This window comes from Agromyces sp. NPDC058484, from assembly GCF_042720415.1.
Taxonomy (GTDB): Bacteria; Actinomycetota; Actinomycetes; order Actinomycetales; family Microbacteriaceae; genus Agromyces.
On record NZ_JBHXMP010000021.1, the window covers coordinates 41,018 to 63,697 of the forward strand.

The following is a 22,680-nucleotide window of genomic DNA, read 5'->3' on the forward strand; positions in this document are numbered from 1 at the left end:
ACGTCGCCCGAAGTGAATGTGTCGCCCGAAGTGAATGTTCAGACCCAGGCGTTCCTTGAATCCCCGAACAGTGCGCTCGGCTGCCCGCATGCGCGGCTCGCCCACACCGACGGCATCTCAGGTACCGAGTTCTTCGGATACGACACCGTCAGGGCCCTGTTCCGTGACGACAGGATCCGCCCCAAGACCGCGCAGGTCTACCTCGACATGGGCGTCACGAAGGGCAGCCCCATCTACGAGTTCCTACAGCGCGGCAACTTCAACATGATGCCTCAGGAGGATCACGACCGGCTTCGCCCGCTCATCCTTCGTGGTTTCCGCCCCGCGCGCATTCGCACTGCGGAGCCCGCCATCCAGCAGATCGCCGACGGCCTCGTCGACCAGATCATCACAAGCGGTGGCACGGCGAACCTGGTGGCCGATTTCTCGCATCACCTCTCGATTCGCACGATCTCGCACTTCATCGGCGTACCGGCAGAAGATGTGCACCGTTTCGAGGACGCGACGGTGGAGCTCATCCTCCTCGGGGCCGTACCGTTCGCGCCGGCGATTCCGCGGCTGGAGGAGGCGCTGGTCGAGATCTCGACCTATGTCGACTCCCTCGTGACCGCGCGCCGAGTCCAGCCGGGAGACGACTTCATCAGCGATCTCATCGCCTTGGAATCAGAGGGTGACAAGATTACCCAGGAGGAACTCGTCTGGAGTATCGTGTTCCTCCTCCTGGCCGGCCACGACACGACGCGCGCGCAGATCGCATCGACCGCTCGGCTGCTCATCTCCACAGGTCAGCGGGATGCTGCGGCCGAGGACGACACGCTCGTGAAGCAGCTCCTCAAGGAGTCGCTGCGCATCTACCCGGCTGCGCACCGTTTCCCGCGCGTCGTGCGTGAACCCCTCGAGGTGGAAGGTCTGTCCTTCGAGCCCGGCGACAGGCTCGCCCTCAACCTCGCTGCCGCCGGACGCGACCCCTCGGTCTTCGAGAATCCCGACGATGTGGTCCTCGACCGTCCCGCGCCGGGGTATGAGATCGGATTCGGCTACGGCGGACACCACTGCATCGGGTGGGGGCTCGCGACCGCGGAGATCACCATCGGTGTGCAGACGCTGGTCGACCGGCTCACGAACGTCGACATCGTCGGCGACGTCGTCTACAAGACCGGCGGCACGATCGCCGGTCCCGAGGTCCTCGACATCACCTTCTCGCCACGGACGGCCGCGCGCTGATGCTCAACCTGGACACGGCGACGAAGGTCGGGATCGGGTTCCCGGATGCTGCACTCGAGGATCTGGCGGCGCGACTGAGGATGACGCGGTGGCCCGACCTCCCCGGTCGGGATTCCGACCGGTATGGAATCGAACAGGCGTATCTCCGCGAACTTGTCGACTACTGGCTGGACGGATTCGACTGGCGAGCTGTCGAGCGGCGGATGAACGAGTTCGATCACTACACCGCCGACGTCGGCGGTGAAGTGATCCACTTCATGCACCGCCCGGGGGCAGGTAGCGATCCCGTGCCGGTCATCCTCACGCACGGCTGGCCATGGACCTTCTGGCACTGGAGCAAGGTCGTCGACCCGCTCGCCGACCCCGTTGCGCACGGGGCGCCCTCGGAACGCGCGTTCGACGTGATCGTGCCGTCATACCCTGGCTTCGGTTTGTCCTCTCCGACCCGACGTGACGACCTCAACTTCTGGAAGATCGCCGATCTTTGGCATGAGCTCATGACCGAGGTGCTCGGCTGCCGGACCTACACGGCGGGAGGCGGCGACTTCGGTGCGCTGGTGACCGCGCAGCTCGGACACAAGTACGCAGACTCGGTGCTCGGCATCCATGTCAGCACGCCGACGCCACTCGACATCTTCCAGGGCGAGCGCTGGTGGGACATCACCGAGGGCCGCGTGTCACCACCCGATGCGACGCAGCTGGAGCGGGACGGTCTGCAGAACTACATGCGGAAGTTCGTCGCACACATCACGGTGCACATGCTGGATTCGCAGACTCTCACGTATGGCCTCGCCGACTCGCCGGTCGGACTGCTCGCCTGGCTCGTCCGTCGGTATCAGCTCTGGACGGACCACGGGGGCGACCTCGAGTCGGTGTTCTCCAAAGACGATCTGCTCACGGTCGCGACCCTCTATTGGCTTACCAACACGATCGGGAGCAGCATACGCACCTACGCGAACTCGGCGTTCTACCCGTGGAAGCCCGAACACGATCGGACACCGACGATCGAGGTGCCCGCGGGCATCACGTTCCTCGGCTTCGAGAACCCGCCCGGAGTCTCCGCGCAAGAGCGCGCCGATACCTATCGGAATGCCGCGTCGCGTCGTAGCCCCAGCGACCGCAGCGCCCGCTGGTACAACCTCGTCAACGTCAAGGCGCATGAGCACGGGGGACACTTCGCGCCGTGGGAGAACCCCGACGCATGGGTGGGAGACATGCGCGAGACATTCCGCATCGCCATGGAAGGGAACTGAGCTATGGGATCGATTCGTTATCTCGATGCTCGAGGCGAGATCCTCCTCGACGCGACCCTGAGCGCGAGCGATACCGTCATGGAGGTCGCGGTGCGCGAGGGGGTCCCGGGCATCATCGCCGAGTGCGGTGGCAGCATGTCGTGCGCGACCTGCCATGTGTACGTCCTGCCCGAGTCCTGCGATGGATTCGAAGCCAAGGAGGACATGGAGGAGGAGCTCCTCGACGGACTCGAGAACAGGACGGAGTGCAGTCGCCTGTCGTGTCAGCTCATCCCTGTGGCAGGGAACGAGGAACTCGTCGTCACCGTGCCGGACCCGGTATGAGTGCGACGTCCTCCCTGGCGGCCGTGACCCGCATGCGCTCGGGAGTGCTCATCGTCGGCGCCGGCCAAGCTGGGTCGCAGGTGGCGATCAGCCTGAGAGAGGCCGGTTACCGTGGGCGCGTGACGGTCGTCGGGGACGAGCCCTACCTCCCATACCATCGTCCGCCGCTCTCCAAGGCGTTCCTGAAGGGCGACGCTTCGCCGGATTCCCTGGCCCTCCGCGGCGATGCCGCATACCGACGCCACGATGTCGACGTCTTGCTCGGGGCGCGAGTCGTCGACGTGGACGCGATGACGCAGACGGCGCACCTGGACGGCGGCCAGCAGATCGGGTACGAGTGGCTGGTGCTCGCGCAAGGGGGCGTGCCCCGCGGGCTTTCGGTGCCCTTCCTCGATGCCGACACGGGCGCCGAAGTGAATGGCGCCGAGACCGCAGGGGTCCATTACCTGAGACAAGCCGAAGACGCGATCCGACTGCGTGAGAAGCTCGCGCAGGCGAACAGCGTCGTCGTCGTCGGCGGCGGATTCATCGGGCTCGAAGTCGCGGCCGCCGCAACGGAACTCGGAGCAGGCGTGACCGTCCTCGAGATGGCCGATCGCCTCATGGCGCGGGTGGTGCACCCCGCGGTCGCCGAGTTCTACCGTGGCGCCCATTCACTGCGGAAGGTCGATATTCTCACCGATACGAGGCTGGATGTCGTCCTGGTCTCCGATGGGCATGTCTGCGGAGTGCGCGTGGGATCGGGCCGTGCCATCTTTACCGATCTCGTCGTCGTCGGCGTGGGGCTCATCGCCGATACCGACCTCGCCGCCCGCATCGGGCTCGAGGTCGATCGAGGCGTCGTCATCGATGAGAACGGTCGCACCAGCGATCCTCGCGTGTTCGCGGCAGGGGACTGTGCCACCCGGCGCCTTCCATCGGGTGCCACAGAGCGCATCGAATCCATCCACAACGCGATCGAGCAGGCGAAGGTCGTGGCGGCGGCGATCGCGAATGCGCCGGCACCGCGGCCAAGGGCCCCGTGGTTCTGGTCGGATCAGTTCGATCTGAAGCTGCAGATCGCCGGTTGGACCGGCGACGACACCGACATCGAGATCGACGGCAGTCTCGATGAGGAGAAGTTCGTGATCACCCATCGTCGTCATGGGCGCCTCGTCGGGATCACCGCCGTCAGCAGCCCTCGCGAATTCCTGCGTGGGCGTACTGAGCTCGACCGACTCGCGCATTCAGCCGCAGAACCAGTGGTGGAGGACGGCGGCGAGTCCGCGTCGGGTGTGGCGGTTTCCGTGGTCTGACGCGGCACCGCACCGATTGCCGGCCGAGACGAGGCGCAGCCATGGCTGCGCCTCCTCTCGTTCGCCTACGCCGGCTGTACCTCGGTCGCGCCGCTCGACATCGAGCGCAACTGGGTCTTCAGGATCTTGCCGGTGGCATTTCGCGGGAACTCGTCGACGATGACCACGTCCCGCGGAACCTTGAAGTTCGCAAGCCGTTCGCGACAAAAGGCAATGAGGTCGGCGGCATCGGGGCGGGGCGAAGCGTCGTGCAGCAGCGCGACATACGCGACTCCGACGGCGCCGAGCCGAGCGTCGTCGACACCGATGACAGCGGATTCGTTGACGGCCGGATGCTGCCGCAGCACGTTCTCCACCTCGGCCGGGTAGACGTTGAACCCGCCGACGATGAACATGTCCTTCAGGCGATCGGTGATCTTGAGGCAGCCGTGCTCGTCGAGCCGGCCGATGTCGCCCGTGTGGAACCAGCCCTCGTCGTCGACGACAGCGCGAGTGGCCTCTTCGTCCTCGAAGTAGCCGAGCATGACGTTGTCGCCGCGCAGCAGGATCTCCCCGTCCTCGCCGACCGGCACCTCGTTCCCCGACGGATCGACGATGCGGATCTCGGTGCTCGCCGTGGCCGGTCCGGTCGTCTGCGAGGCATGGTCGAGGTCCTCCCCCGGACGCGACAGCGTGGCGACCACGCACTCGGTGAGTCCGTACGCCTGGGCGACGCGCTCGAAGCCGAGGACGTGCACCATATCGTGGAAGAGCGTCTCGGGGGCGGCCGTGGCTCCGGCGATGGCGAAACGAAGGGACGACAGGTCGAACTCGCGCCGACGAGGGTGGTCGAGCAGTGTCGTGAAGATGGTGGGTACCCCGGGCAGCACCGTGATCCGCTCGGCCTGGATGAGCTCGAGCAGCTGCTCGGGATCGAACGTCGCGAGCGGGTAGATCGTGGTGCCGGCCACGAGTGACGAGATCATGCCGGCCTTGTAGCCGAAGCCGTGGAAGAAGGGATTGACCACGGCGTACCGGTCGTCGGCGGTGAGGTCGGCGCCATCGGCCCAGTCGCGGGCCACGCCGATCGTCTGGCGGTGCGCGCTCATGACGCCTTTCGGCACACCGGTCGTGCCCGATGTGAAGAGGACGTCGACCACATCGTCGCGGGTCACCGCATCGAGCGCGGCCCGGAGTTCGTCGTCGGGAACGGCGGCGCCCGAGGCGAGGAAGTCCGTCCAGCCGGAAGACACCGGTCCGGTGGGCGCGTCGTCCATGGCGACGACGAGGCGGAGTGCGGGAAGGCCGGGCATCGCGGAGCCCTCGACGCCGAGTTCCGCCGCGGCATCCCGCAGCATCGTCGAGAACGAGCGACCGAGGAAGCCATCGGCGAGGACCAGGGCGGTCGCACGCGAGCGGGACATGATGACGGCCGCCTCGTGGCCCGTGTACCGAGTGTTGAGCGGCACGACGGCCGCGCCGATCGACTGGGCACCCAGCATCGCGAGAATGAACTCGGCACGGTTCGGAGCCCAGACCGCGACTCGGTCGCCGCGACGCACGTCGTGCGCCAGGTAGGCCCGGGCGACCTCGTGCACGCGTTGCTCGAGATCGCGATACGAGATGACGGTGCCGCCGTCGACGATTGCGGCATGCGCACCGAGCTTCGCACGGTCGGCGAGCAGACTCGGTATCGTTTCGGCGTGTGAGAGCGAGGTCATCATCGTCCTTTCGCGGTCAGGAAAAATTGGTACTTCCGGCGTGCCGAGCACCTCGGTATAGGGCAGACTTGAACAAACGCTTGTGTGGGTACGGATGAAGGAGTCCCCGATGGTAATCAACACCAAGTCGCCCCGTGCGGAGCAGAACTCCGAGCGGCGTGACCAGATCCTCGCCATCGCGGCCCGACTGATCGCGTCTCGAGGCTACTCGGCGACGACGGTGCGCGACATCGCCGACGAGGCCGGCATCCTGTCGGGCAGCCTCTACCATCACTTCTCCTCCAAGGAGGCGATTCTCGAGGAAATTCTCCACGGCTTCATGGATCAGCTGCTCACGCGATTCGAGGCCATCGTCGCCGAAGACGGCAGCCCGCGGGAGATCCTCGACAAGCTCATCGAGCATGCCTTCATCACGATCGAGAGACATCACGACGCGGTCGGCCTGTACCAGAACGAATCGTCGTTTCTCGCCACTCAGCCCGGCTTCGAGTTCCTCAACAAGGACTCCGGCCGGATCGAGGCCATCTGGCTCGGGCAGATCCGCGAGGGCCAGCGGGTGGGTGTCTTCCGCGACAGCATCGACCCGGCGACCGCGTACCGCTTCATCCGCGACGCCGTGTGGTCGACCGTGCGCTGGTACCACCCCGGCGGACGGCATACCGCCGCGAGCCTCAGCGCGAACTTCCTCGACCTGCTGCACAGCGGCCTCCTGTCGGACTGAGCCGGCCGCTCAGTCCGCGACCTCACCCGTTCTGGCGCCGCGGGGGTCGAGCACCTCGCGGATGAGCCGCAGCTCCTCGGCGTCGGGGACGCGCGTGGTGGCGGCATCCGTCACGTCGATGGCGAAGCCGGTGTTGTCGACGACGGCCTGCGGGTCGACGCCGGGATGGATGGAGCGAACGGTCACGCGGCCCTCGTCGTCGTAGCCGAGCACCGCGAGGTTCGTGACGATGACGCCCAGGTGATGGAAGCGCATGGCCCGACCGCCGGCCCGAGCGCGGTCATTGCCCACGCCCGACACCATGTCGACGGACTCGACGAAGATGCGTGCCGAGTGCCGGGAGACCCAATAGTCGACGCGGTGGTTGACCGTGTTGCCGGGGGCACCGCGCACACCGATGAGCTGACGCTTGGGCTTCGCCCAGTCGCCGATGAGCGAGATGTTCTGGTTGCCGTGCCGGTCGATCTGACTCGCACCCATCATGCTCTGCCTGCGGCCGCTGGCGAGGATGTCGAAGATGCGGCGGAAGGGCGCCCAACCCTCGATGGTGCCGCCGGCCGCGGCCGAACGGCCGAGCGGCGGCGGGGTGCTCATGAGGAACGCCTCGCCGTCGGTGAGCACGATGTCGGGCGCGGTGGTGAGCTTGGCCAGTCGTGCGCCGATGGTCGGCACGACGCCGACCGCGTGGGCGAGGACCTCACCCGAGTCACGGTAGGTGTCGGCGCAGGCCGCGATGCAGATCTCGGCGATCGTCGCGTCGCCCGTGGTCGCACCGGCGGCCGCCGTGGTCTCGGAAGTGGTCGCAGTGTCTGTGGTCATCATGCTCCTTGGGCGTGGAAGCGGGCCACGGCGTCGTGGTACCCGGCCTCATCGGTCTCGAGATAGTCGGCGGCGAAGCGCGACCAGGCCTCGGGGTCCTTGGCGCTCGTGGCATACAGGCGCTGGAACGCCTCGTCGCGGTCGTAGTCGGGCTCGCACGTCGTGAAGTGGGCGCCGCGGGGCGTCTCGATCACGCCGGAGACGTACATGCGGCTGAAGAGCAGCGTGTGAAACGACGCCTCGTCGAGCAGGTGCTCGGTCGGCACGACCTGCTCGGCCGACACGAACGTACGCGTGGCCGCCATCGCGAACAGGTCGTCGAAGTACGGGTCGGGCCCGAGGAACTGGGCGTTGCCACGCGAGTCGGCACGGTTCACGTGCACGAGGGCGACGTCGAGGGGGAGTGCGGGCATCGCCACGTACTCCTCGTCGGAGTACGGCGAGGCGACCGTCTTCAGGCGGGGGTTCGCGGGGAGCACGTCGGATCCGAGTCCGGCGCGGATCGGAAGGAAATCCAGGCGCGAGGCCGCCGCCCGCAGGCCCGCGACGAACATCCCCTCGTCGTACTCCTCGATCGCGAGGCCGCCGCGCTCGCGTACCGCCGTGAAGAGCGGGTCGAGCGGGATGCTGTCGAGCGATACGAACCCGTAGATGAGTTTGCTGATCTTCCCTGCTTGCGCGAGCAGGCCGACGTCGGGACCGCCGAAGGCCACGACGGTGAGATCGGTCACGTCGGACCGCAGCAGCGCGCGCACGAGTGCCATCGGCTTGCGGCGGGAACCCCACCCTCCGATGCCGACGGTCATCCCGCTCTCAATGGATGCCGCGGCCTCCTCGATGCTCATCAGTTTGTCGGGCATACCGCTCCTTCTCGCTGCGCTGCGAGCGCTTGTGACCTAGCGCTTGTGACCTAGCGCTTGTTTGGTACCTACGTTAGCATGACCGATGAGCCGGATCACCCGCCCGTCGAGGAGGACGCATGCATGAGGACCTGAACGCGCAGCACACGATCGTCACGGGCGGGGCGAGCGGAATCGGCGCCGCGGTGGTGGCCGACCTGAAGGCGCGCGGCCATGTCGTCACGGTCTTCGACCTGCAGCCGTCACCGGATGCCTCGGTGACCTCACTCGCCGTAGACGTCACCGACGAGCAGGCCGTGGCCGAGGCCGTCGCGGCGGCAGAGGCGCGCTCGGGCGTCGTCACCGGCGTCGTCGCCTGCCACGGCATCCGCGGGAGCTACGTGCCCGCACTCGACCTCGACCTCACCGCCGTGCGGCGGGTCTACGACATCCACGTCGTGGGCACGCTCGCCGTATGCCGCGAGGTCGTGCGCCGCCTCGGCGGGCGCGCGGCATCCATGGTGCTCATCTCGTCGACCACGGCGTACGGCGGATGGGTGAACCAGTCCGACTACGGCCCCGCGAAAGCCGCCGTACGCCAGCTCGCACAGAACCTCGCGATCGAATGGGCACCGCTCGGCGTGCGGGTGAACGCGGTCGCTCCGGGCCACACGCGCACCCCGATGGTGCAGTCCCTCATCGACGGCGGCTACGACGTGGTCCAGGTGGAGGCGCGGATGCCGCTCGGTCGGCTCGCCGAGCCCGACGAGATGGCGCGATCCATCACCGCACTGCTGTGCGACGCGACCTTCGTGACAGGCCAGTGCCTGCCCGTCGACGGCGGATGGACGGCGGTCGGCAAGTGAGCGAGATGCCGATGCGCAGACTCGGCGACCTCGAGATCTCGGCGCTCGGGATGGGATCGATGACGATCACGCAGGTGCCCGACTTCGATGTCGAGCGCGGCATCCGCACCGTGCAGACCGCGCTCGACGCGGGGATCACGCTCTTCGACACCGCCGACAGCTATGGCCCGACGAGCGAGCTCGGCGTCAACGAACGCGCCCTCGTCCGCGCGCTGGGCAGCCGTCCGGGGGCGCTCGAGCGCGTGGTGATCGCCACCAAGGGCGGACACACGCGCGGGCCGAACGCCAGCTGGTGGATCGACGGCAGCCCCGAGTACCTCGCCCGCGCAGCTCGCGCATCGCTCGGCCGGCTCGGGCTCGACAGCATCCCGCTGTACCAGCACCATCGGCCCGACGTGCGGGTGCCGTTCGCCGAGTCGATGGGTGCGCTGCGTGGGCTCGTCGACGACGGGATCGTGCAGCGGGTGGGGGTGTCGAACGTCGATACGGCGCAGCTCGGGGTCGCAATCGCCGTGCTCGGCGACGCCCTCGTCAGCGTGCAGAACGAGTACTCCCCGGTGGAGCGGTCGAGCCTGCCCGTGCTTCGCATGTGCGAGGCACACGGCATCGCATTCCTCGCGTGGGGGCCGCTCGGTGGCATGCGCGCCGCAAAGGGCCTGGGCGAGGCGGCCGGCGCGTTCGCCGACGTGGCCCGTGCGCGCGGTGTGAGTCCGCAACGCGTCGCCCTCGCCTGGATGCTGCAGTCGTCGCCGAACGTCATTCCGATCCCGGGCGCGAGCCGGCCCGAGAGCGTGCTGGACTCGGTCGCGGCGACGACGCTCGAACTCGACGCCGACGAACTGGCGAGGCTCGAGGGGTCCGCTCAGTGAGGCGGCTGCAGAAGCTCCACGCGCACGTCGTCGGGTCCGAGCACGTACACGTAGCGGTAGCCCTCGAGCGGCCCGGCCGTGGCGACCATCGGCGCGGAGAGCGCCTTCGTGCCGCGCTCGGCCAGGCGGGCGAGGGTCGTGTCGAGATCATCGACCAGGATCGCCGGATGCGCGGCTCCGATGCGGCCGTTGTCGGGGTCGATGCGCTCGCCGGAACCGTTGCGGTATTCGGCGAGCTCGATCACGGTGTCGCCGTCGGGGAACGTCAGGAACGTGAGCAGGACCACGATGCCGGGGTAGCCGGTCGCGGCCTCGACGGCGGGCCCGCTCTTCTCGAGCGGCCCGATGACCTCGCCGCCCGTGAGCCCCCGGTAGAACTCGACCGCGCCCTTCATGTCACTCACGGTGATGCCCATGTGGTGCATCCGTCTCATCGTCAGCCCTCCCTGCCAAACGCTTGCTCAACAACCTACCGCGGAAGGAAACACCCAGATGAACCCCGACCCGATCATCCAGCTCGAGGGCAAGGTCGCCCTCATCACCGGGGCGGCGGGCGGGCAGGGCCGGGCGCACGCCCGCCTGCTGCACGGCCTGGGAGCGCGACTCGTGCTCACCGACCTCGATGAGGTCGCCGTGCGGGAGCTCGCCGACGAGTTCGGCGACGATGCGATCGGCCTTGTGCACGACGTCACGTCGCCGTCGGCCTGGGCCACGGTGACGGATGCCGCCGCCGCCGCGTTCGGCCGCATCGATGTGCTCGTCAACAACGCGGGCTACTGCCCCGTGGCGCCGCTCGCCGAGACGAGCGAGCAGACCATCCGGCTCACGCTCGATGTGAACCTCGTCGGGCCGATCCTCGGCATGCAGGCGGTGCTGCCGCTCATGCGCGAGCACGGCGGCTCGATCGTGAACATCTCCTCGACGGCGGGGCTGGCCGGCTACGCCGACCGCGTTCCATACGCCGCATCAAAGTGGGGGCTGCGCGGTGCGACGCGCTCGGTCGCCCATGAGTACGGGCCGTACGGCATCCGCGTGAACACGATCTGCCCCGGCGCCGTCGACACCCCCATGATCAGCGACGATACGCGCGAGGGCCGCGGGTTCATCACGACCATCCCGATCCCGCGAGCGGGCCGGCCTGAGGAGGTCTCGCGCCTCGTCGCGTTCCTTGCGAGCGACGCGAGCAGCTACTGCACCGGGCACGAGTTCGTGATCGATGGAGGGCAGGTCGCCTGATCATGCCGGCCTACGAGATCGACGGGGTGGTGCCGGTCGTCGACCCGACGGCCTTCGTGCACGAGAGCGCGAGCCTGATCGGCGACGTGATCATCGGACCCGGATGCTACATCGGACCGTTCGCGAGCCTGCGCGGCGACTTCGGCCGCATCATCGTGGGCGAGGGCTCGAACGTGCAGGACTCGTGCGTCATCCACGCGTTCCCCGGCGCCGACGCCGTGCTCGAGCCGAACAGCCACGTCGGGCACGGCGCCGTGCTGCACGGCTGCGTGGTGCACTCGTTCGCGCTGATCGGTATCGGCGCGACCGTGCTCGACGGCGCCGAGATCGGAGAGAACGCCCTCGTCGGCGCCGGCGCCGTCGTTCCCGCCGGAACGGTCGTGCCCGCGGCATCCCTCGCCGTCGGAAACCCCGCCAAGGTCGTGAAGCAGCTCGACGACGTCGCCCTCGAATGGAAGCGGAACGGCGTGCGGATCTACCAGGAGCTCGCGCAGCGCAGCCGCGAGACGCTGCGGCCGGTGCTGGCGCTGACCGCGGTCGAGCCCGACCGGCCGCGGGTGAGCACGGGCGCCGACGTGTCGCGCCCGTTGCACGAGCACCGCAGGTCAGCCGCCGACGATTCCGAGTGAGTGCGCCAGGCGGGTGCGCTGCTCGCTCGCCGTGCCGAAGAGCTGTCCCGTCGCGTGCGCGCGCTTGAACACGAGCTGTGCGTCGTGCTCCCAGGTGATGCCGATACCGCCGTGCAGCTGAACGGTCTCGGATGCCACGAGGTCGAGCCCTTCGGAGCACCACGACTTCGCGAGCGCGGCGAGCTCGGGGACCTCCGGCGCGTCGTTCGCGACGGCCCACGCCGCTGCGCGGGAGGCGGTGCGAGCCGTGTCGACTCGCACGTGCAGGTCGGCCATGCGGTGCTTGAGCGCCTGGAACGAACCGATCTGCCTGCCGAACTGCACCCGCTGCTTCGCGTAGTCCACCGTCATGTCGAGTCCGCGCGCCGCCGCGCCGACCTGCAGCGCCGAGATGGCGGTGAGCGCCCGGTCGCGTACCGCATCGAAGTGCGCGGCATCACCGATCGCGATGGGCACGGCCGGTGTGCCGTCGAACCGCAGGGTCGCGAACTGCAGCGTCGGATCCACCGCCGGCGTGCGATCGCGCTCGATCGCCTCGGGCGCGATGACCTCGAAGAGGCCGGGCCCGTCGGGCGTCTGCGCGATCACGAGGACGACGTCGGCGGCCGTGCCGTCGAGCACGAGCGGCACCGTGCCGCTCAGGCGCCACGGTTCGCCCGGGGTCGCCACCACGTCGGTCGTGTCGGGAGACCAGCGACCAACCGCATCCCCCCATGCGAGTGTTGCGATCGATGTTCCCGCGGCGATCCCAGGAAGCAGTCGGGCGCAGGCCTCGTCGTTGCCGCTCGCGAGCAGCGCCTGCGCGGCGATCGCGACCGAGCCGAGGTAGGGCGAGGGCGTGAGCGCGTACCCGAGCTCCTCGAGCACGAGGTGCGTCTCGTACGCCGTGAAACCCGCGCCGCCGTACTCCTCGGGGATCGCGAGCGAGGCCGCGCCGATCTCCTCGCAGAGCACCCGCCACACCTCGGGGTCGAAGCCCGCGTCGGACGCGATCGCGCGTCGCACGGCGGTGCTGTCGGAGCGCTGTTGGAGCAGGCTCCGGATGAACGTGACGAGCTCGTGCTGCTCTTCGCTGAGATCGAACTGCATGGCGTCTCCCGGTTCAGGCCGACAGGATGGAGCGGGCGACCCGCGCTCGATGGTACGCCGCGGTTCCCCACACCGAGGCGAGGGCCGGCACGAGCGTGACCCACAGCCCGAGCTGGTGCTCTGCGGTGTATCCGATCGCGCCGTGCACCTGCAACGACGTGCGAGCCGCGAGCCGGGCCGCATCGCCCGCTGCGATCTTCGCCGCGGAGACGTCGCGTGCACGGGTCGACGAGTCGAACGTCGTCGCGGCCGACCAGATGAGCGGCCGCGCGAAGCTCAGTGCGACCCGCACGTCCGCGAGCTGGTGCTTCAGGCTCTGGTACTCGCCGATCGGCTTGCCGAACTGCTCGCGGATCTTCGCGTACCCCACCGCCTCGGCGAGGAGCCGCTCGCCGGCGCCGAGCAGCATCGCGGCCGAGGCGAGCGCCGCCTCGTCGAGCGCTGCGGCGAGCTGATCGACGTCGAGGTCGGTTCGAGCGCCCGGAACGAGGCGGCCGAGGCGCCGCACGGGAGCGAGCGACTCGATGCGCTCGAACTCGACTGCCGGGGCGATCCAGCCGTCGCCGATCGCGAAACGGTGCGTCGCGATGTCGGGATCGAGTGCCGCGGGCGCGAGACCTTCGACGCTCGCCGTCGCGATCGCCCCATCTCCGATCAACGCGGAGCGCGCCTCGTCGTCGACGAGCCGGGGCAGCAGCGCGACGCTCTCGAGGTACGGGCCGGGTGCCGCGTGGTAGCCGAGCCGCTCGAAGACGATCGCGAGGTCGGCGGCGCTGCCGCCGAGACCGCCCTCGGCCTCGGCCACGCGCAGGCCCGCGAGGCCCAGCTCGCCGAAGCTGTGCCACAGCGCGAGTCCCGCGGTGTGGTCGCCGGATGCCCACTGCTGCGCGACGGCCGCGCCGCCGTGATCCTGCACGAGTTCGTCGACGGCCTCGGCGAAGGCCTCCTGCTCGTCGGTGGCGAGGAATCGCATCACGCCCTCCTTCGGTCGCCGCGGGGGAGTCCGAGGATCCGCTCGGCGATGATGTTGCGCTGGATCTCGTTCGTGCCCGCGTAGATGGGTCCCGCGAGGGCGAACAGGTAGTCGTCGGCCCATCGCCCGTCATCGATGCCCGCTCGGCCGCGGAACTCCGCCTCGGGGCCGAGCAGGCGCAGGCCGGTCTCCTGGATGTGGATGTCGAGTTCCGACCAGAAGACCTTGTTCACGCTGCCCTCGGCGCCCACGTCGCCGCCCTCGAGGAGACGGCTGACGGTCTGCCAGGTGAAGAGTCGGTACGCCTCGGCGCCGATCCAGGCGTCGACCACCGCGTCCTGCGCGGTGCGGTCCTCGTCGGCGTTCCGGTTCCACAACTCGACGAGCCGGTCGGATGCCGCGAGGAAGCGGCCGGGTGCGCGCAGCGAGAGTCCGCGCTCGTTGCCGGCGGTGCTCATCGCGACGCGCCATCCGTCACCGGGGGCGCCCAACACGTCGTCATCCGGCACGAACACGTCGTCGAAGAAGATCTCCGCGAAGCCGGTGTCGCCGTCGAGTTGGGCGATCGGGCGAACCGTGACGCCCGGGGCATCCAGCGGGAACAGGAAGTACGTGAGCCCACGGTGCCGCTCGGCCTCGGGGTCGGAGCGGAAGAGCCCGAACCCGCGATCGGCCCACACCGCCCGGGAGCTCCAGATCTTCTGGCCGTTCAGTACCCACCCGCCGCGTGTGTCGTCGCGACGGGCGGTGCTGCGGATGGCCGCGAGATCGCTGCCGGCCCCGGGCTCGGACCAGGCCTGCGCCCACACGGTGCTGCCGTCGGACATGCCGGAAAGGTAGCGCTCGCGCTGTGCCTGCGTGCCGTGCTCGAAGACGATCGGGGCCAGCAGCGTGATGCCGTTCTGGGCGACGCGAGTCGGGGCACCCGAGCGGTAGTACTCCTCCTCGAAGAGCACCCATTCGACGGTGCCCGCACCGCGGCCGCCGTACTCCTCGGGCCACGAGACGACCGACCAGCGGCCCGAGGCGAGTTCTGCCTCCCAGTCGCGGTGGGCCGCGAACCCGGCCTCGGTGTCCATCGACGGCAGGGGCGTGCCCGGCACGTGCTCAGCGAGCCAGGTACGTGCCTCCTGGCGGAACGCCTCCTGCTCTTCGGTGAGGTCGAGGTTCACGAGCGGTCTCCCGCGTCCCGGATCGAGGCGATGCCGACGCCTGCGAGCGAGTCGCCCTGCACCTCGGCGTTGTGGGCGTGCGCGGCGTGGTGGAGGCCGAAGACCGAGTCCATGCCGGCGCGCAGCCCCTGCAGGTCCTCGGCCTGGTTGACCGCCTTCTTCGCGAGCGCGAGGCCGAGGCGCGGCATCTGCGCCATCCGCTCGGCGATCTCGACTGTTCTTGCCTCGAGCTCGGCGCGCGGGGCGAGGTGGTTGACCATGCCGAGCTCGTAGGCGCGCTGCGCCGGCATCCGGTCGCCGGTGAAGAGCATCTCCTTCGCAGCGCGAGGGTTGGTGACCCACGGGTGCGCGAAGTACTCGACACCCGGGATGCCCATGCGTACGACGGGGTCCTGGAAGAACGCGTCGTCGGACGCGACGATGAAGTCGCACGACCACGCGAGCATGAGCCCCCCGGCGATGCAGGCGCCCTGCACCATGGCGATGGTGGGCTTGGGGATCTCGCGCCAGCGTCGGCACATCCCCAGGTACACCTCCGACTCGCGCGCGAATCGCGAATCGACGCCCTCGGCGCCGACGTGGTCCCACCAGATGACGGCTTTGCGCTCGAAGCTCTCGTGGATGTCGCGGCCGGGAGTGCCGATGTCGTGCCCGGCGCAGAAGTGGTCTCCGTTGCCCCCGAGTACGATGACCTTCACGGTGTCGTCGTTCGTCGCGCGCGTGAACGCGGCGTCCAGGGCGTAGGTCACCTTGGAGTTCTGGGCGTTGCGGTACTGCGGGCGGTTCAGCCGCACGAAGGCGATGGCTCCGCGAACCTCATAGGCGACGACATCCTCTTCGTCCGTGGTCATCTCGAGCTCCTCCCTGAACTCCCGGCGAAACGTGACCAAACAATCGCTTGGTTGTTGCTACTATAGGCGAAGCATGACGTGATGACCAACGGGGCTCGACGAGGAGAAGACGGCGTGGACCTGACCTACTCAGCAGCGGACGAGGAGTTCCGCGTGGAGATCCGGGAGTGGCTGGAGTCCAACCTCTCCGGCCGCTTCGCCGCGCTCCGCGGACTCGGCGGCTCGGGCCGTGAGCACGAGGCGTTCGAGGAACGACTCGAATGGAACCGCCACCTCGCCGCCGCCGGCTGGTCATGCGTCGCCTGGCCCGAGGAGTTCGGCGGGCGGGGCCTCAGCCTCGCCCAGCAGGTGATCTTCCACGAGGAGTACGCGAGGTCGGACGCCCCGGCGCGCGTGAACCACCTCGGTGAGGAGCTGCTCGGGCCCACCCTCATGGCGCACGGCACTCCCGAGCAGCAGGCGCGCTTCCTGCCGAAGATCGTCTCGGTCGAGGAACTCTGGTGCCAGGGGTACTCGGAGCCCGGTGCCGGTTCCGACCTCGCTGCCGTCGCCACGAGGGCGCGGCTCGATGGCGGTAGCTGGGTCGTCGACGGGCAGAAGGTGTGGACCTCGCTCGCACAGCACGCCGACTGGTGCTTCGTCATCGCGCGCACGGGCGACGGCGAACGCAAGCACGACGGCCTCTCGTACCTGCTCGTGCCCATGCACCAGGACGGCATCGAGGTGCGGCCCATCGTGCAGCTCACGGGCACGAGCGAGTTCAACGAGGTGTTCTTCGACGGCGCCCTCACCGATGCGGACCTCGTCGTGGGCGAGCCAGGCGGTGGGTGGAGGGTCGCCATGTCGACGCTCGGCTTCGAGCGCGGCGTCTCCACGCTCGCCCAGCAGATCGCCTTCCGCCGCGAACTCGACGTGGTCATCGAAACCGCCCGACGCACGGGCGCGATCGATGATCCGCTCCTTCGTGACCGACTCGTGCAGGCGCACCTGGGCCTCGAACTCATCCGGCTCCACGCGCTGCGCACGCTCGGCGGCGAGCAGGGGTACGAGGCATCCGTCACGAAACTGCTCTGGTCGCAGTGGCACCGATCGCTCGGCGAGCTCGCGATGGCCGCCGCCGGACCGAGCGCGCTCACCGTCGCGGCACCGCCCTACGAGCTCGACGAACTGCAGACCCTGTACCTGTTCAGCCGAGCCGACACCATCTACGGCGGCTCCGACGAGATCCAACGCAACGTCATCGCCGAGCGCGTGCTCGGCCTGCCGAGGGAGGCACGTCCATGAACCCAGCACTCGCGCCCGAGTACGTCGTGCCGCACGGACTGCTCGAGGGCCGACGCGTCGTCGTGACCGCCGCCGCCGGGGCGGGCATCGGATCGGCCGTCGCCACTCGGTGTCTCGAGGAGGGTGCCGCGCTCGTGGTGATCGGCGACACCCACGCCGGGCGGCTCGACACGGCGCGAGCGGAACTCGGGGCTCGGTTCGGTGCCGAACGCGTGCGCTCGGTGGTCTGCGACGTCACCGACGAAGCTCAGGTCGCCGCCCTGCTCGACGCCGCCGAGGACGGCGGCCCCATCGACGTCATGATCAACAATGCGGGGCTCGGCGGCACCGCACCGATCCTCGAGATGACCGACGATCAGTGGTCGAAGGTGCTCGACGTGACGCTCACGGGTACCTTCCGCTGCGTCCGTGCGGCGGGCCGCCGCATGGTCGAGGCGGGGCATCCGGGCGTCATCGTGAACAACGCCTCCGTGATCGGCTGGCGCGCGCAGGAGGGTCAGGCGCACTATGCGGCCGCGAAGGCAGGGGTGATGGCCCTCACCCGATCGGCGGCGATGGACCTCGCAGCGCACGGCATCCGTGTGAACGCCGTCTCACCGAGCCTCGCCATGCACCCTTTCCTCGAGAAGGTGACCACGCCCGAGCACCTCGAGCAGCTCAAGGCCCGTGAGGCCTTCGGCCGGGCCGCCGAGCCGTGGGAGATCGCGAACGTCATGGTCTTCCTCGCGAGCGACTACTCGTCGTACATGACCGGTGAGGTCGTGTCGGTGAGCAGCCAGCACGCCTGAATCCGTCCGAAACCGAAGCTGGGAGCACGAATGACCACCGCATATCTCGTCGACGCCGTCCGCAGCCCCGTGGGCAAGCGCGGCGGCGGCCTCGCCGGAGTGCACTCGGCCGATCTCGGGGCGCATGTCATCCGGGCGCTCGTGGAACGCACCGGTATCGACCCGGGTGCGGTCGACGACGTCGTCATGGGATGCACCGACACGATCGGGTCGCAGGCGGGCAACGTCGCACGCACGGCGTGGCTCGCCGCCGGCTACCCCGAGCATGTTCCGGGCGTCACCGTCGATCGGCAGTGCGGCTCGAGCCAGCAGGCCGTGCACTTCGCGGCGCAGGCCGTGATGTCGGGAACCAACGACCTCGTCGTCGCGGGTGGCGTGCAGAACATGTCGGCCATCCCGATCTCGTCGGCGATGGTGCTCGGGGCGCAGTTCGGCTTCACGACCCCGTTCGCCGAGTCGGAGGGTTGGCGCGCGAGGTACGGCGACCAGGAGGTGTCCCAGTTCCGTGCGGCCGAACTCATCGCCGAACGCTGGGAACTGAGCCGCGAACAGATGGAGCAGTTCGCCCTCGAGAGCCACCAGCGCGCGATCACCGCGACCGACGAGGGGCGCTTCGCGAACGAGATCGCACCCATCGCCGGTCTTGTTGCCGATGAGGGGCCGCGACGCGACACCTCGCTCGAGAAGATGGCGACCCTGCCCACGCTCACCGACGGCGGACGCGTCACCGCGGCCGTCGCCTCGCAGATCAGCGATGCCTCCAGCGCAGTGCTCGTGGCCTCCGAGCGGGCGATCGCCGAGCACGGGCTCACCCCGCGTGCGCGCATCCACCATCTCTCGGTTCGCGGTGCCGACCCGGTGTGGATGCTCACGGCACCCATCCCGGCGACGCAGCACGCGCTCGAACGCTCCGGCATGACCATCGATGACATCGACCTGTTCGAGGTGAACGAGGCGTTCGCCTCGGTGGTGCTCGCATGGATGAAGGAGACCGGCGCCGATCGCGACCGTGTGAACGTGAACGGCGGGGGGATCGCGCTCGGCCACCCGATCGGCGCGACCGGAACACGCCTGATGACCACGCTCCTCGGCGAACTCGAGCGGACCGGCGGCCGTTACGGGCTGCAGACGATGTGCGAGGGCGGCGGGGTCGCCAACGTGACGATCATCGAACGGATGTGACGCGAGGGGCGTGGCCGGGATGCTCGTGCCACGCCCTCACCGGCGTCCCCGTCTCAGATGACCGCGGCCGACGCGTCGCGCAGGCGCGCGACGGCCTCGCGCACGATGCGGTCGACGAGCTCCTCACAGCTCGGCAGGTCGTCGATGAGTCCCACGACCTGTCCCGCCGCGAGCATCCCGGCCTCGGTGTCGCCCTCGACGAGCCCGGCCTTCAGCAGCATGGGCGTGTTCGCGGCGAGGGCCATCTGCGACCAGCTGCGCCCCGAGGCCTTCTTCATCGAGAGGCCGTCCTTCAGGAAGGCGGGCCACGACATGCCGCTGAGCTTGCGGAACTCGAACGATCGCCGCACCGTCGCAGGCAGGTGACGCAGCGAACCGGATGCCTCGAGATCCTCCACGAATTCGGTGCGAAGCAGCCGGTGGGGCATCCCGTCGGCCTTGGTGGTGACGACGGTGCCGTCGAGTCCGAATCCGAGGTAGCGCTGCTTGATCGCGTCGGGGACGGCGCTGTCGCTCGTGAGGAGGAACCGTGTGCCCATGCCGATGCCGACGGCACCGTAGGCGAGGGCGGCGGCGAGCCCGCGGCCGTCGAAGAAGCCGCCCGCGGCCACGACCGGGATGTCGACCGCCGAGACGACCGATGGCAGCAGCAGTGAGGTGGGCACGGCACCGGTGTGTCCACCGCCCTCGCCGCCCTGGATCATCACGGCGTCCGCCCCCCATGATGCGACCTTCTCCGCGTGGCGTACGGCTCCGATCGAGGGCATGACGACGATGTCGTGCTCCTTCAATCGCTCGATGAGTTCGCGCTTCGGTGCGAGTGCGAACGATGCGACCTTCACGCCATGCCGGATCAGCAGCTCGACGCGGTCCATCGCATCGCCGGCGTCCGAGCGCAGGTTCACCCCGAACGGACGGTCGGTGCGCTCCTTCACCTCGACGATCGCCCGCTCGAGCTCCTCGGCTGTCATGGTGGCCGACGCGAGGATGCCCAGGGCGCCGGCGCGCGCGGTCGCCGACACGAGGCGGGCGCCGGCGACCCAGCCCATGCCGGTCTGGACGATGGGGTGATCGATTCCGGTGAGCTCGGTGAGGCGGGTGCGGATCATCGGGGGAGTGCTCATGTGGCGGGGACCTCTCGCTCTCGGAGCCGTCGGGGATCGAGCCGTTCCCGGATGAGCCGCAGTTCCTCGGGGTCGGGCAGTCGGGTGTTCGGCACGTCGCCGTGAATGTGCACGGCGAAGCCGGTGGCCGCCTGCACCCCTGCGACGTCGACACCGGGATGGGTGCTGACGAGTGACATGGTGCCATCGGGGCCGCTGAAGTCGAGTACCGCGAGGTCGGTGACCACGCGGTGCAGGCGGTGGAAGCGTGCCGAGACGCCGACGCTGCGCGCACGATCGGTGCCGAGGCCGGTGACCACGTCGACCCGCTCCACGAAGACGCGCGCTGAGTGCCGGGCGATCCAATAGCTCGTGGGGTGATTGATCGTGTTCGCCGCTGCCGCGCGTGCGCCGAGCAGTTGCCGCGTGGGATGCGACCGGTCGCCGATGGCCGATAGGTTCTGGTTGCCGTGGCGGTCGAGCTGCGCCGCGCCCATCACGACATGGCGTCGGCCGCGCGCGATGAGGTCGAACAGCGCGCAGTACGGCAGCGAGCCCTCGACGAGCCGGAATGGTTCGTCGACCGCCGGCGTGTCGGCGTAGAGCGTGGCCTCGCCGTCGCTCAGCAGCAGCTCGGGCGCGTGCGTCAGCCGGGCCAGTCGTGCCCCGATCGTCGGCACGACGCCGGTGGGGCTGGCAAGGATCTCACCGGCATCGCGGAAGAGGTCGCTGCACGCGGCGACCGTGACCTCGGCCCGGGTGGCGGTGGCACTCACGATCGGCTCGCCTCCGCGTGCAGTTCGGCGACCGAGCGGTGATACGTCGCGTCGTCGACGTCGACGAACCGGCTCCTGAACCGCTCCCACTCGGTGTCGGATGCCGCGGACGCGACATATGCCCGCTGGAACGCCTCGTCCCGTCCATATGCCGGCTCGCAGCTCGTGAAGTGCGCTCCCGCGGGCGCATGCACGACATGGTCGACCATGGTGCGGTTGAGCACGATCGTCGACGCCGCGGCATCCGTCGCCAGCCCTGCGGTCTCGACGACGTGCTCCGCGCTCACGACCGTGCGCGCGGCCGCCGACGCGAACAAGTCATCGAAGTAGGGGTCGGGCCCGAGGCATTGGGCGTTGCCCGAGGCGTCGGCTCGATCGAGGTGCGCCAGCGCGAGGTCGAGTGGGACCGCGGGCATCGCGACGAGCTTCTCGCGGTCATCGTAGGGGGAGACGATCGTGCGGATGCGGGGGTTGCGCTGCACCGCATCGGAGCCGAGTCCGGCCCGGGTGACCTCGAACGGGAGTCGCCTCGCCGCGGCACGCAGCCCCGACACGAGCATCGCCTCGTCGAGTTCGACGGACTCGACCGTGCCGGCCTGCCGTCTCGCGGCGAAGTGCGGCTCGATCGCGATGGAGTCGAGCGACACGAATCCGTGCACGACCTTCGCCGCTTGCCCGGTCGCGCACAGCACGCCGACGTCGGGTCCGCCGAAGCTCACGATCGTGAGGTCCTTCGCCCCCGAGCGCACGATGGCGCGCACGAGCGCCATTGGCTTGCGCCGCGACCCCCAGCCGCCGATGCCGATGGTCATACCGTCCTCGAAGAGGTCGGCGACGTCGTCGACCTCGATGCGCTTGTCGCTCACGTCGAGAGGTTGCCGCCGGTCTCGACGAAGGCGTCACGGTGCTCGTCGGCGACGCCGGCGAGGTTCAGCTCGAACGTGAAGCCCTGCTCGAACCGGTAGCTGCGGTTGACGTCCATGGTGTCGATGCCGTTGAGCGCTTCCTTGGCGGCGCGGATGACGCGCGGGTCCTTCGCGGCGATCTCGCCGGCCAGTGCCAGGGCAGTCTCGTCGAGGTCTGCGCGCGCCACGACCGAGTGCACGCTCCCGAACTCTGCCAGGCGCTGCGCGGAGACGGTGCGGCTCGTATAGTACATCGCCCGCAGCATGTGCTGCGGCACGAGGCGGGAGAGGTGAGTGGCGGCACCCAGGGCACCGCGATCGACCTCGGGCACGCCGAAGTACGCATCATCGGATGCCACGATCACGTCGCTGTTGCCCACGAGGCCGACCCCGCCGCCCAGGCAGAAGCCGTTCACGGCGGAGATGACGGGGACGGGGCACTCGTAGATGGCCTTGAACGCCTCGTAGCACCCTCGATTGGCCCCGATGATGCCGGAAAAGCCGTCGATGCGCTGCATCTCCTTGATGTCCACGCCGGCGTTGAAGCCGCGACCCTCGGCGCGAAGCAGGACGACGCGCGTCTGCTCGTCTCCGCCGGCCTGCCGCATCTCGTCGGCGACCTCGTACCAGCCGGCAACCGGAAGGGCGTTCACCGGCGGGTAGTCCATCGTGACGACGCGGACGCCGTTGTGGTGCATCGTCGCACTCACTGCCATGAGAGTTCTCCTGACCTAACGTTTGCTTGCTACCCTAGCACTTGCTTGGTTGAACCGGAACGACGA

The 22,680-nt window shown here is 69.0% G+C and carries 24 protein-coding genes; 12 read left to right on the plus strand and 12 right to left on the minus strand.

Annotated features, from left to right (window positions below; all coding sequences use genetic code 11):
• Positions 1–30 precede the first annotated feature (30 nt).
• Genes ACFWN7_RS15665 through ACFWN7_RS15680 form a run of 4 tightly spaced genes read left to right on the plus strand, consistent with a single transcriptional unit; the run spans position 31 to position 4,096 of the window.
• A complete protein-coding gene (locus ACFWN7_RS15665) occupies positions 31–1,224 on the plus strand; it encodes a cytochrome P450 (protein ID WP_376939777.1) in 1,194 nt (397 codons plus the stop codon).
• Positions 1,224–2,477, plus strand: a complete 1,254-nt coding sequence (locus tag ACFWN7_RS15670; RefSeq protein WP_376939778.1) for an epoxide hydrolase family protein — start codon at positions 1,224–1,226, stop codon at positions 2,475–2,477. The genes ACFWN7_RS15665 and ACFWN7_RS15670 overlap by 1 nt, the downstream gene beginning before the upstream one ends.
• 3 nt (positions 2,478–2,480) lie before the next feature.
• Positions 2,481–2,801: a 2Fe-2S iron-sulfur cluster-binding protein gene (locus tag ACFWN7_RS15675; protein WP_376939779.1), complete on the plus strand. Its 321-nt coding sequence runs from the start codon at positions 2,481–2,483 to the stop codon at positions 2,799–2,801.
• Between the two features lie 32 nt (positions 2,802–2,833).
• On the plus strand, positions 2,834–4,096 hold the full coding sequence (locus tag ACFWN7_RS15680) for an NAD(P)/FAD-dependent oxidoreductase (RefSeq protein ID WP_376939814.1): 1,263 nt from the start codon (positions 2,834–2,836) through the stop codon (positions 4,094–4,096).
• 65 nt (positions 4,097–4,161) lie between these two features.
• Here ACFWN7_RS15680 and ACFWN7_RS15685 read toward each other — a convergent pair whose 3' ends face one another.
• Positions 4,162–5,796: an AMP-binding protein gene (locus ACFWN7_RS15685; protein WP_376939780.1), complete on the minus strand. Its 1,635-nt coding sequence runs from the start codon at positions 5,794–5,796 to the stop codon at positions 4,162–4,164.
• Positions 5,797–5,905: 109 nt separating this feature from the next.
• Between ACFWN7_RS15685 and ACFWN7_RS15690 the strand changes: the two genes are divergently transcribed.
• Positions 5,906–6,517 (plus strand): TetR/AcrR family transcriptional regulator, encoded by a 612-nt coding sequence (locus ACFWN7_RS15690; protein WP_376939781.1) that lies wholly within the window; start codon positions 5,906–5,908, stop codon positions 6,515–6,517.
• Positions 6,518–6,526: 9 nt separating this feature from the next.
• On the opposite strand, the gene ACFWN7_RS15695 is transcribed toward ACFWN7_RS15690, so the two are convergent.
• Positions 6,527–7,336 (minus strand): CoA-transferase subunit beta, encoded by an 810-nt coding sequence (locus ACFWN7_RS15695; RefSeq protein ID WP_376939782.1) that lies wholly within the window; start codon positions 7,334–7,336, stop codon positions 6,527–6,529.
• Complete coding sequence (locus ACFWN7_RS15700; protein WP_376939783.1) at positions 7,336–8,196, minus strand: CoA transferase subunit A; 861 nt, start codon at positions 8,194–8,196, stop codon at positions 7,336–7,338. Before ACFWN7_RS15700 ends, ACFWN7_RS15695 begins: the two co-directional genes overlap by 1 nt.
• Positions 8,197–8,315: 119 nt before the next feature.
• On the opposite strand from ACFWN7_RS15700, the gene ACFWN7_RS15705 reads away from it, so the two are divergent.
• Together ACFWN7_RS15705 and ACFWN7_RS15710 are read left to right on the plus strand one after the other, a co-directional pair.
• Positions 8,316–9,041 (plus strand): SDR family NAD(P)-dependent oxidoreductase, encoded by a 726-nt coding sequence (locus ACFWN7_RS15705; protein WP_376939784.1) that lies wholly within the window; start codon positions 8,316–8,318, stop codon positions 9,039–9,041.
• Between the two features lie 11 nt (positions 9,042–9,052).
• On the plus strand, positions 9,053–9,910 hold the full coding sequence (locus ACFWN7_RS15710) for an aldo/keto reductase (protein WP_376939785.1): 858 nt from the start codon (positions 9,053–9,055) through the stop codon (positions 9,908–9,910).
• Here ACFWN7_RS15710 and ACFWN7_RS15715 read toward each other — a convergent pair.
• The gene (locus tag ACFWN7_RS15715; protein ID WP_376939786.1) at positions 9,904–10,326 is read right to left on the minus strand and encodes a VOC family protein; all 423 of its coding nucleotides are present in this window, start codon (positions 10,324–10,326) and stop codon (positions 9,904–9,906) included. The two genes, ACFWN7_RS15710 and ACFWN7_RS15715, sit on opposite strands and share 7 nt — an antisense overlap.
• A 76-nt stretch (positions 10,327–10,402) precedes the next feature.
• Between ACFWN7_RS15715 and ACFWN7_RS15720 the strand changes: the two genes are divergently transcribed.
• Together ACFWN7_RS15720 and ACFWN7_RS15725 are read left to right on the plus strand one after the other, a co-directional pair.
• Positions 10,403–11,146: an SDR family NAD(P)-dependent oxidoreductase gene (locus ACFWN7_RS15720; RefSeq protein ID WP_376939787.1), complete on the plus strand. Its 744-nt coding sequence runs from the start codon at positions 10,403–10,405 to the stop codon at positions 11,144–11,146.
• A 2-nt stretch (positions 11,147–11,148) separates the two neighbouring features.
• Positions 11,149–11,775, plus strand: a complete 627-nt coding sequence (locus ACFWN7_RS15725; RefSeq protein WP_376939788.1) for a gamma carbonic anhydrase family protein — start codon at positions 11,149–11,151, stop codon at positions 11,773–11,775.
• On the opposite strand, the gene ACFWN7_RS15730 is transcribed toward ACFWN7_RS15725, so the two are convergent.
• From ACFWN7_RS15730 to ACFWN7_RS15745, 4 genes are read right to left on the minus strand one after another with little or no spacing between them, the layout of a single operon-like run.
• Positions 11,752–12,864: an acyl-CoA dehydrogenase family protein gene (locus tag ACFWN7_RS15730; protein WP_376939789.1), complete on the minus strand. Its 1,113-nt coding sequence runs from the start codon at positions 12,862–12,864 to the stop codon at positions 11,752–11,754. The genes ACFWN7_RS15725 and ACFWN7_RS15730 overlap by 24 nt on opposite strands.
• 13 nt (positions 12,865–12,877) lie before the next feature.
• Entirely contained in the window at positions 12,878–13,837 is a 960-nt protein-coding gene (locus ACFWN7_RS15735; RefSeq protein ID WP_376939790.1) for an acyl-CoA dehydrogenase family protein, read from the minus strand.
• A complete protein-coding gene (locus ACFWN7_RS15740) occupies positions 13,837–15,009 on the minus strand; it encodes an acyl-CoA dehydrogenase family protein (protein WP_376939791.1) in 1,173 nt (390 codons plus the stop codon). Before ACFWN7_RS15740 ends, ACFWN7_RS15735 begins: the two co-directional genes overlap by 1 nt.
• Positions 15,006–15,860: an enoyl-CoA hydratase gene (locus ACFWN7_RS15745; protein WP_376939792.1), complete on the minus strand. Its 855-nt coding sequence runs from the start codon at positions 15,858–15,860 to the stop codon at positions 15,006–15,008. Before ACFWN7_RS15745 ends, ACFWN7_RS15740 begins: the two co-directional genes overlap by 4 nt.
• Positions 15,861–15,974: 114 nt before the next feature.
• On the opposite strand from ACFWN7_RS15745, the gene ACFWN7_RS15750 reads away from it, so the two are divergent.
• The 3 genes from ACFWN7_RS15750 to ACFWN7_RS15760 are packed head-to-tail and all read left to right on the plus strand — an operon-like array spanning position 15,975 to position 19,114.
• Positions 15,975–17,144, plus strand: coding sequence for an acyl-CoA dehydrogenase family protein (locus tag ACFWN7_RS15750; RefSeq protein ID WP_376939793.1), 1,170 nt, complete (start codon positions 15,975–15,977; stop codon positions 17,142–17,144).
• Entirely contained in the window at positions 17,141–17,932 is a 792-nt protein-coding gene (locus tag ACFWN7_RS15755; RefSeq protein WP_376939794.1) for an SDR family oxidoreductase, read from the plus strand. The genes ACFWN7_RS15750 and ACFWN7_RS15755 overlap by 4 nt, the downstream gene beginning before the upstream one ends.
• Before the next feature lie 30 nt (positions 17,933–17,962).
• Complete coding sequence (locus ACFWN7_RS15760) at positions 17,963–19,114, plus strand: acetyl-CoA C-acetyltransferase (RefSeq protein ID WP_376939795.1); 1,152 nt, start codon at positions 17,963–17,965, stop codon at positions 19,112–19,114.
• Positions 19,115–19,167: 53 nt separating this feature from the next.
• On the opposite strand, the gene ACFWN7_RS15765 is transcribed toward ACFWN7_RS15760, so the two are convergent.
• Genes ACFWN7_RS15765 through ACFWN7_RS15780 form a run of 4 tightly spaced genes read right to left on the minus strand, consistent with a single transcriptional unit; the run spans position 19,168 to position 22,614 of the window.
• The gene (locus ACFWN7_RS15765) at positions 19,168–20,238 is read right to left on the minus strand and encodes an NAD(P)H-dependent flavin oxidoreductase (RefSeq protein WP_376939796.1); all 1,071 of its coding nucleotides are present in this window, start codon (positions 20,236–20,238) and stop codon (positions 19,168–19,170) included.
• Positions 20,235–20,993, minus strand: a complete 759-nt coding sequence (locus ACFWN7_RS15770; RefSeq protein WP_376939797.1) for a CoA-transferase subunit beta — start codon at positions 20,991–20,993, stop codon at positions 20,235–20,237. The genes ACFWN7_RS15765 and ACFWN7_RS15770 overlap by 4 nt, the downstream gene beginning before the upstream one ends.
• The gene (locus tag ACFWN7_RS15775; protein ID WP_376939798.1) at positions 20,990–21,859 is read right to left on the minus strand and encodes a CoA transferase subunit A; all 870 of its coding nucleotides are present in this window, start codon (positions 21,857–21,859) and stop codon (positions 20,990–20,992) included. The genes ACFWN7_RS15770 and ACFWN7_RS15775 overlap by 4 nt, the downstream gene beginning before the upstream one ends.
• Positions 21,856–22,614, minus strand: coding sequence for an enoyl-CoA hydratase family protein (locus tag ACFWN7_RS15780; RefSeq protein ID WP_376939799.1), 759 nt, complete (start codon positions 22,612–22,614; stop codon positions 21,856–21,858). Before ACFWN7_RS15780 ends, ACFWN7_RS15775 begins: the two co-directional genes overlap by 4 nt.
• Between the last annotated feature and the right edge of the window lie 66 nt (positions 22,615–22,680).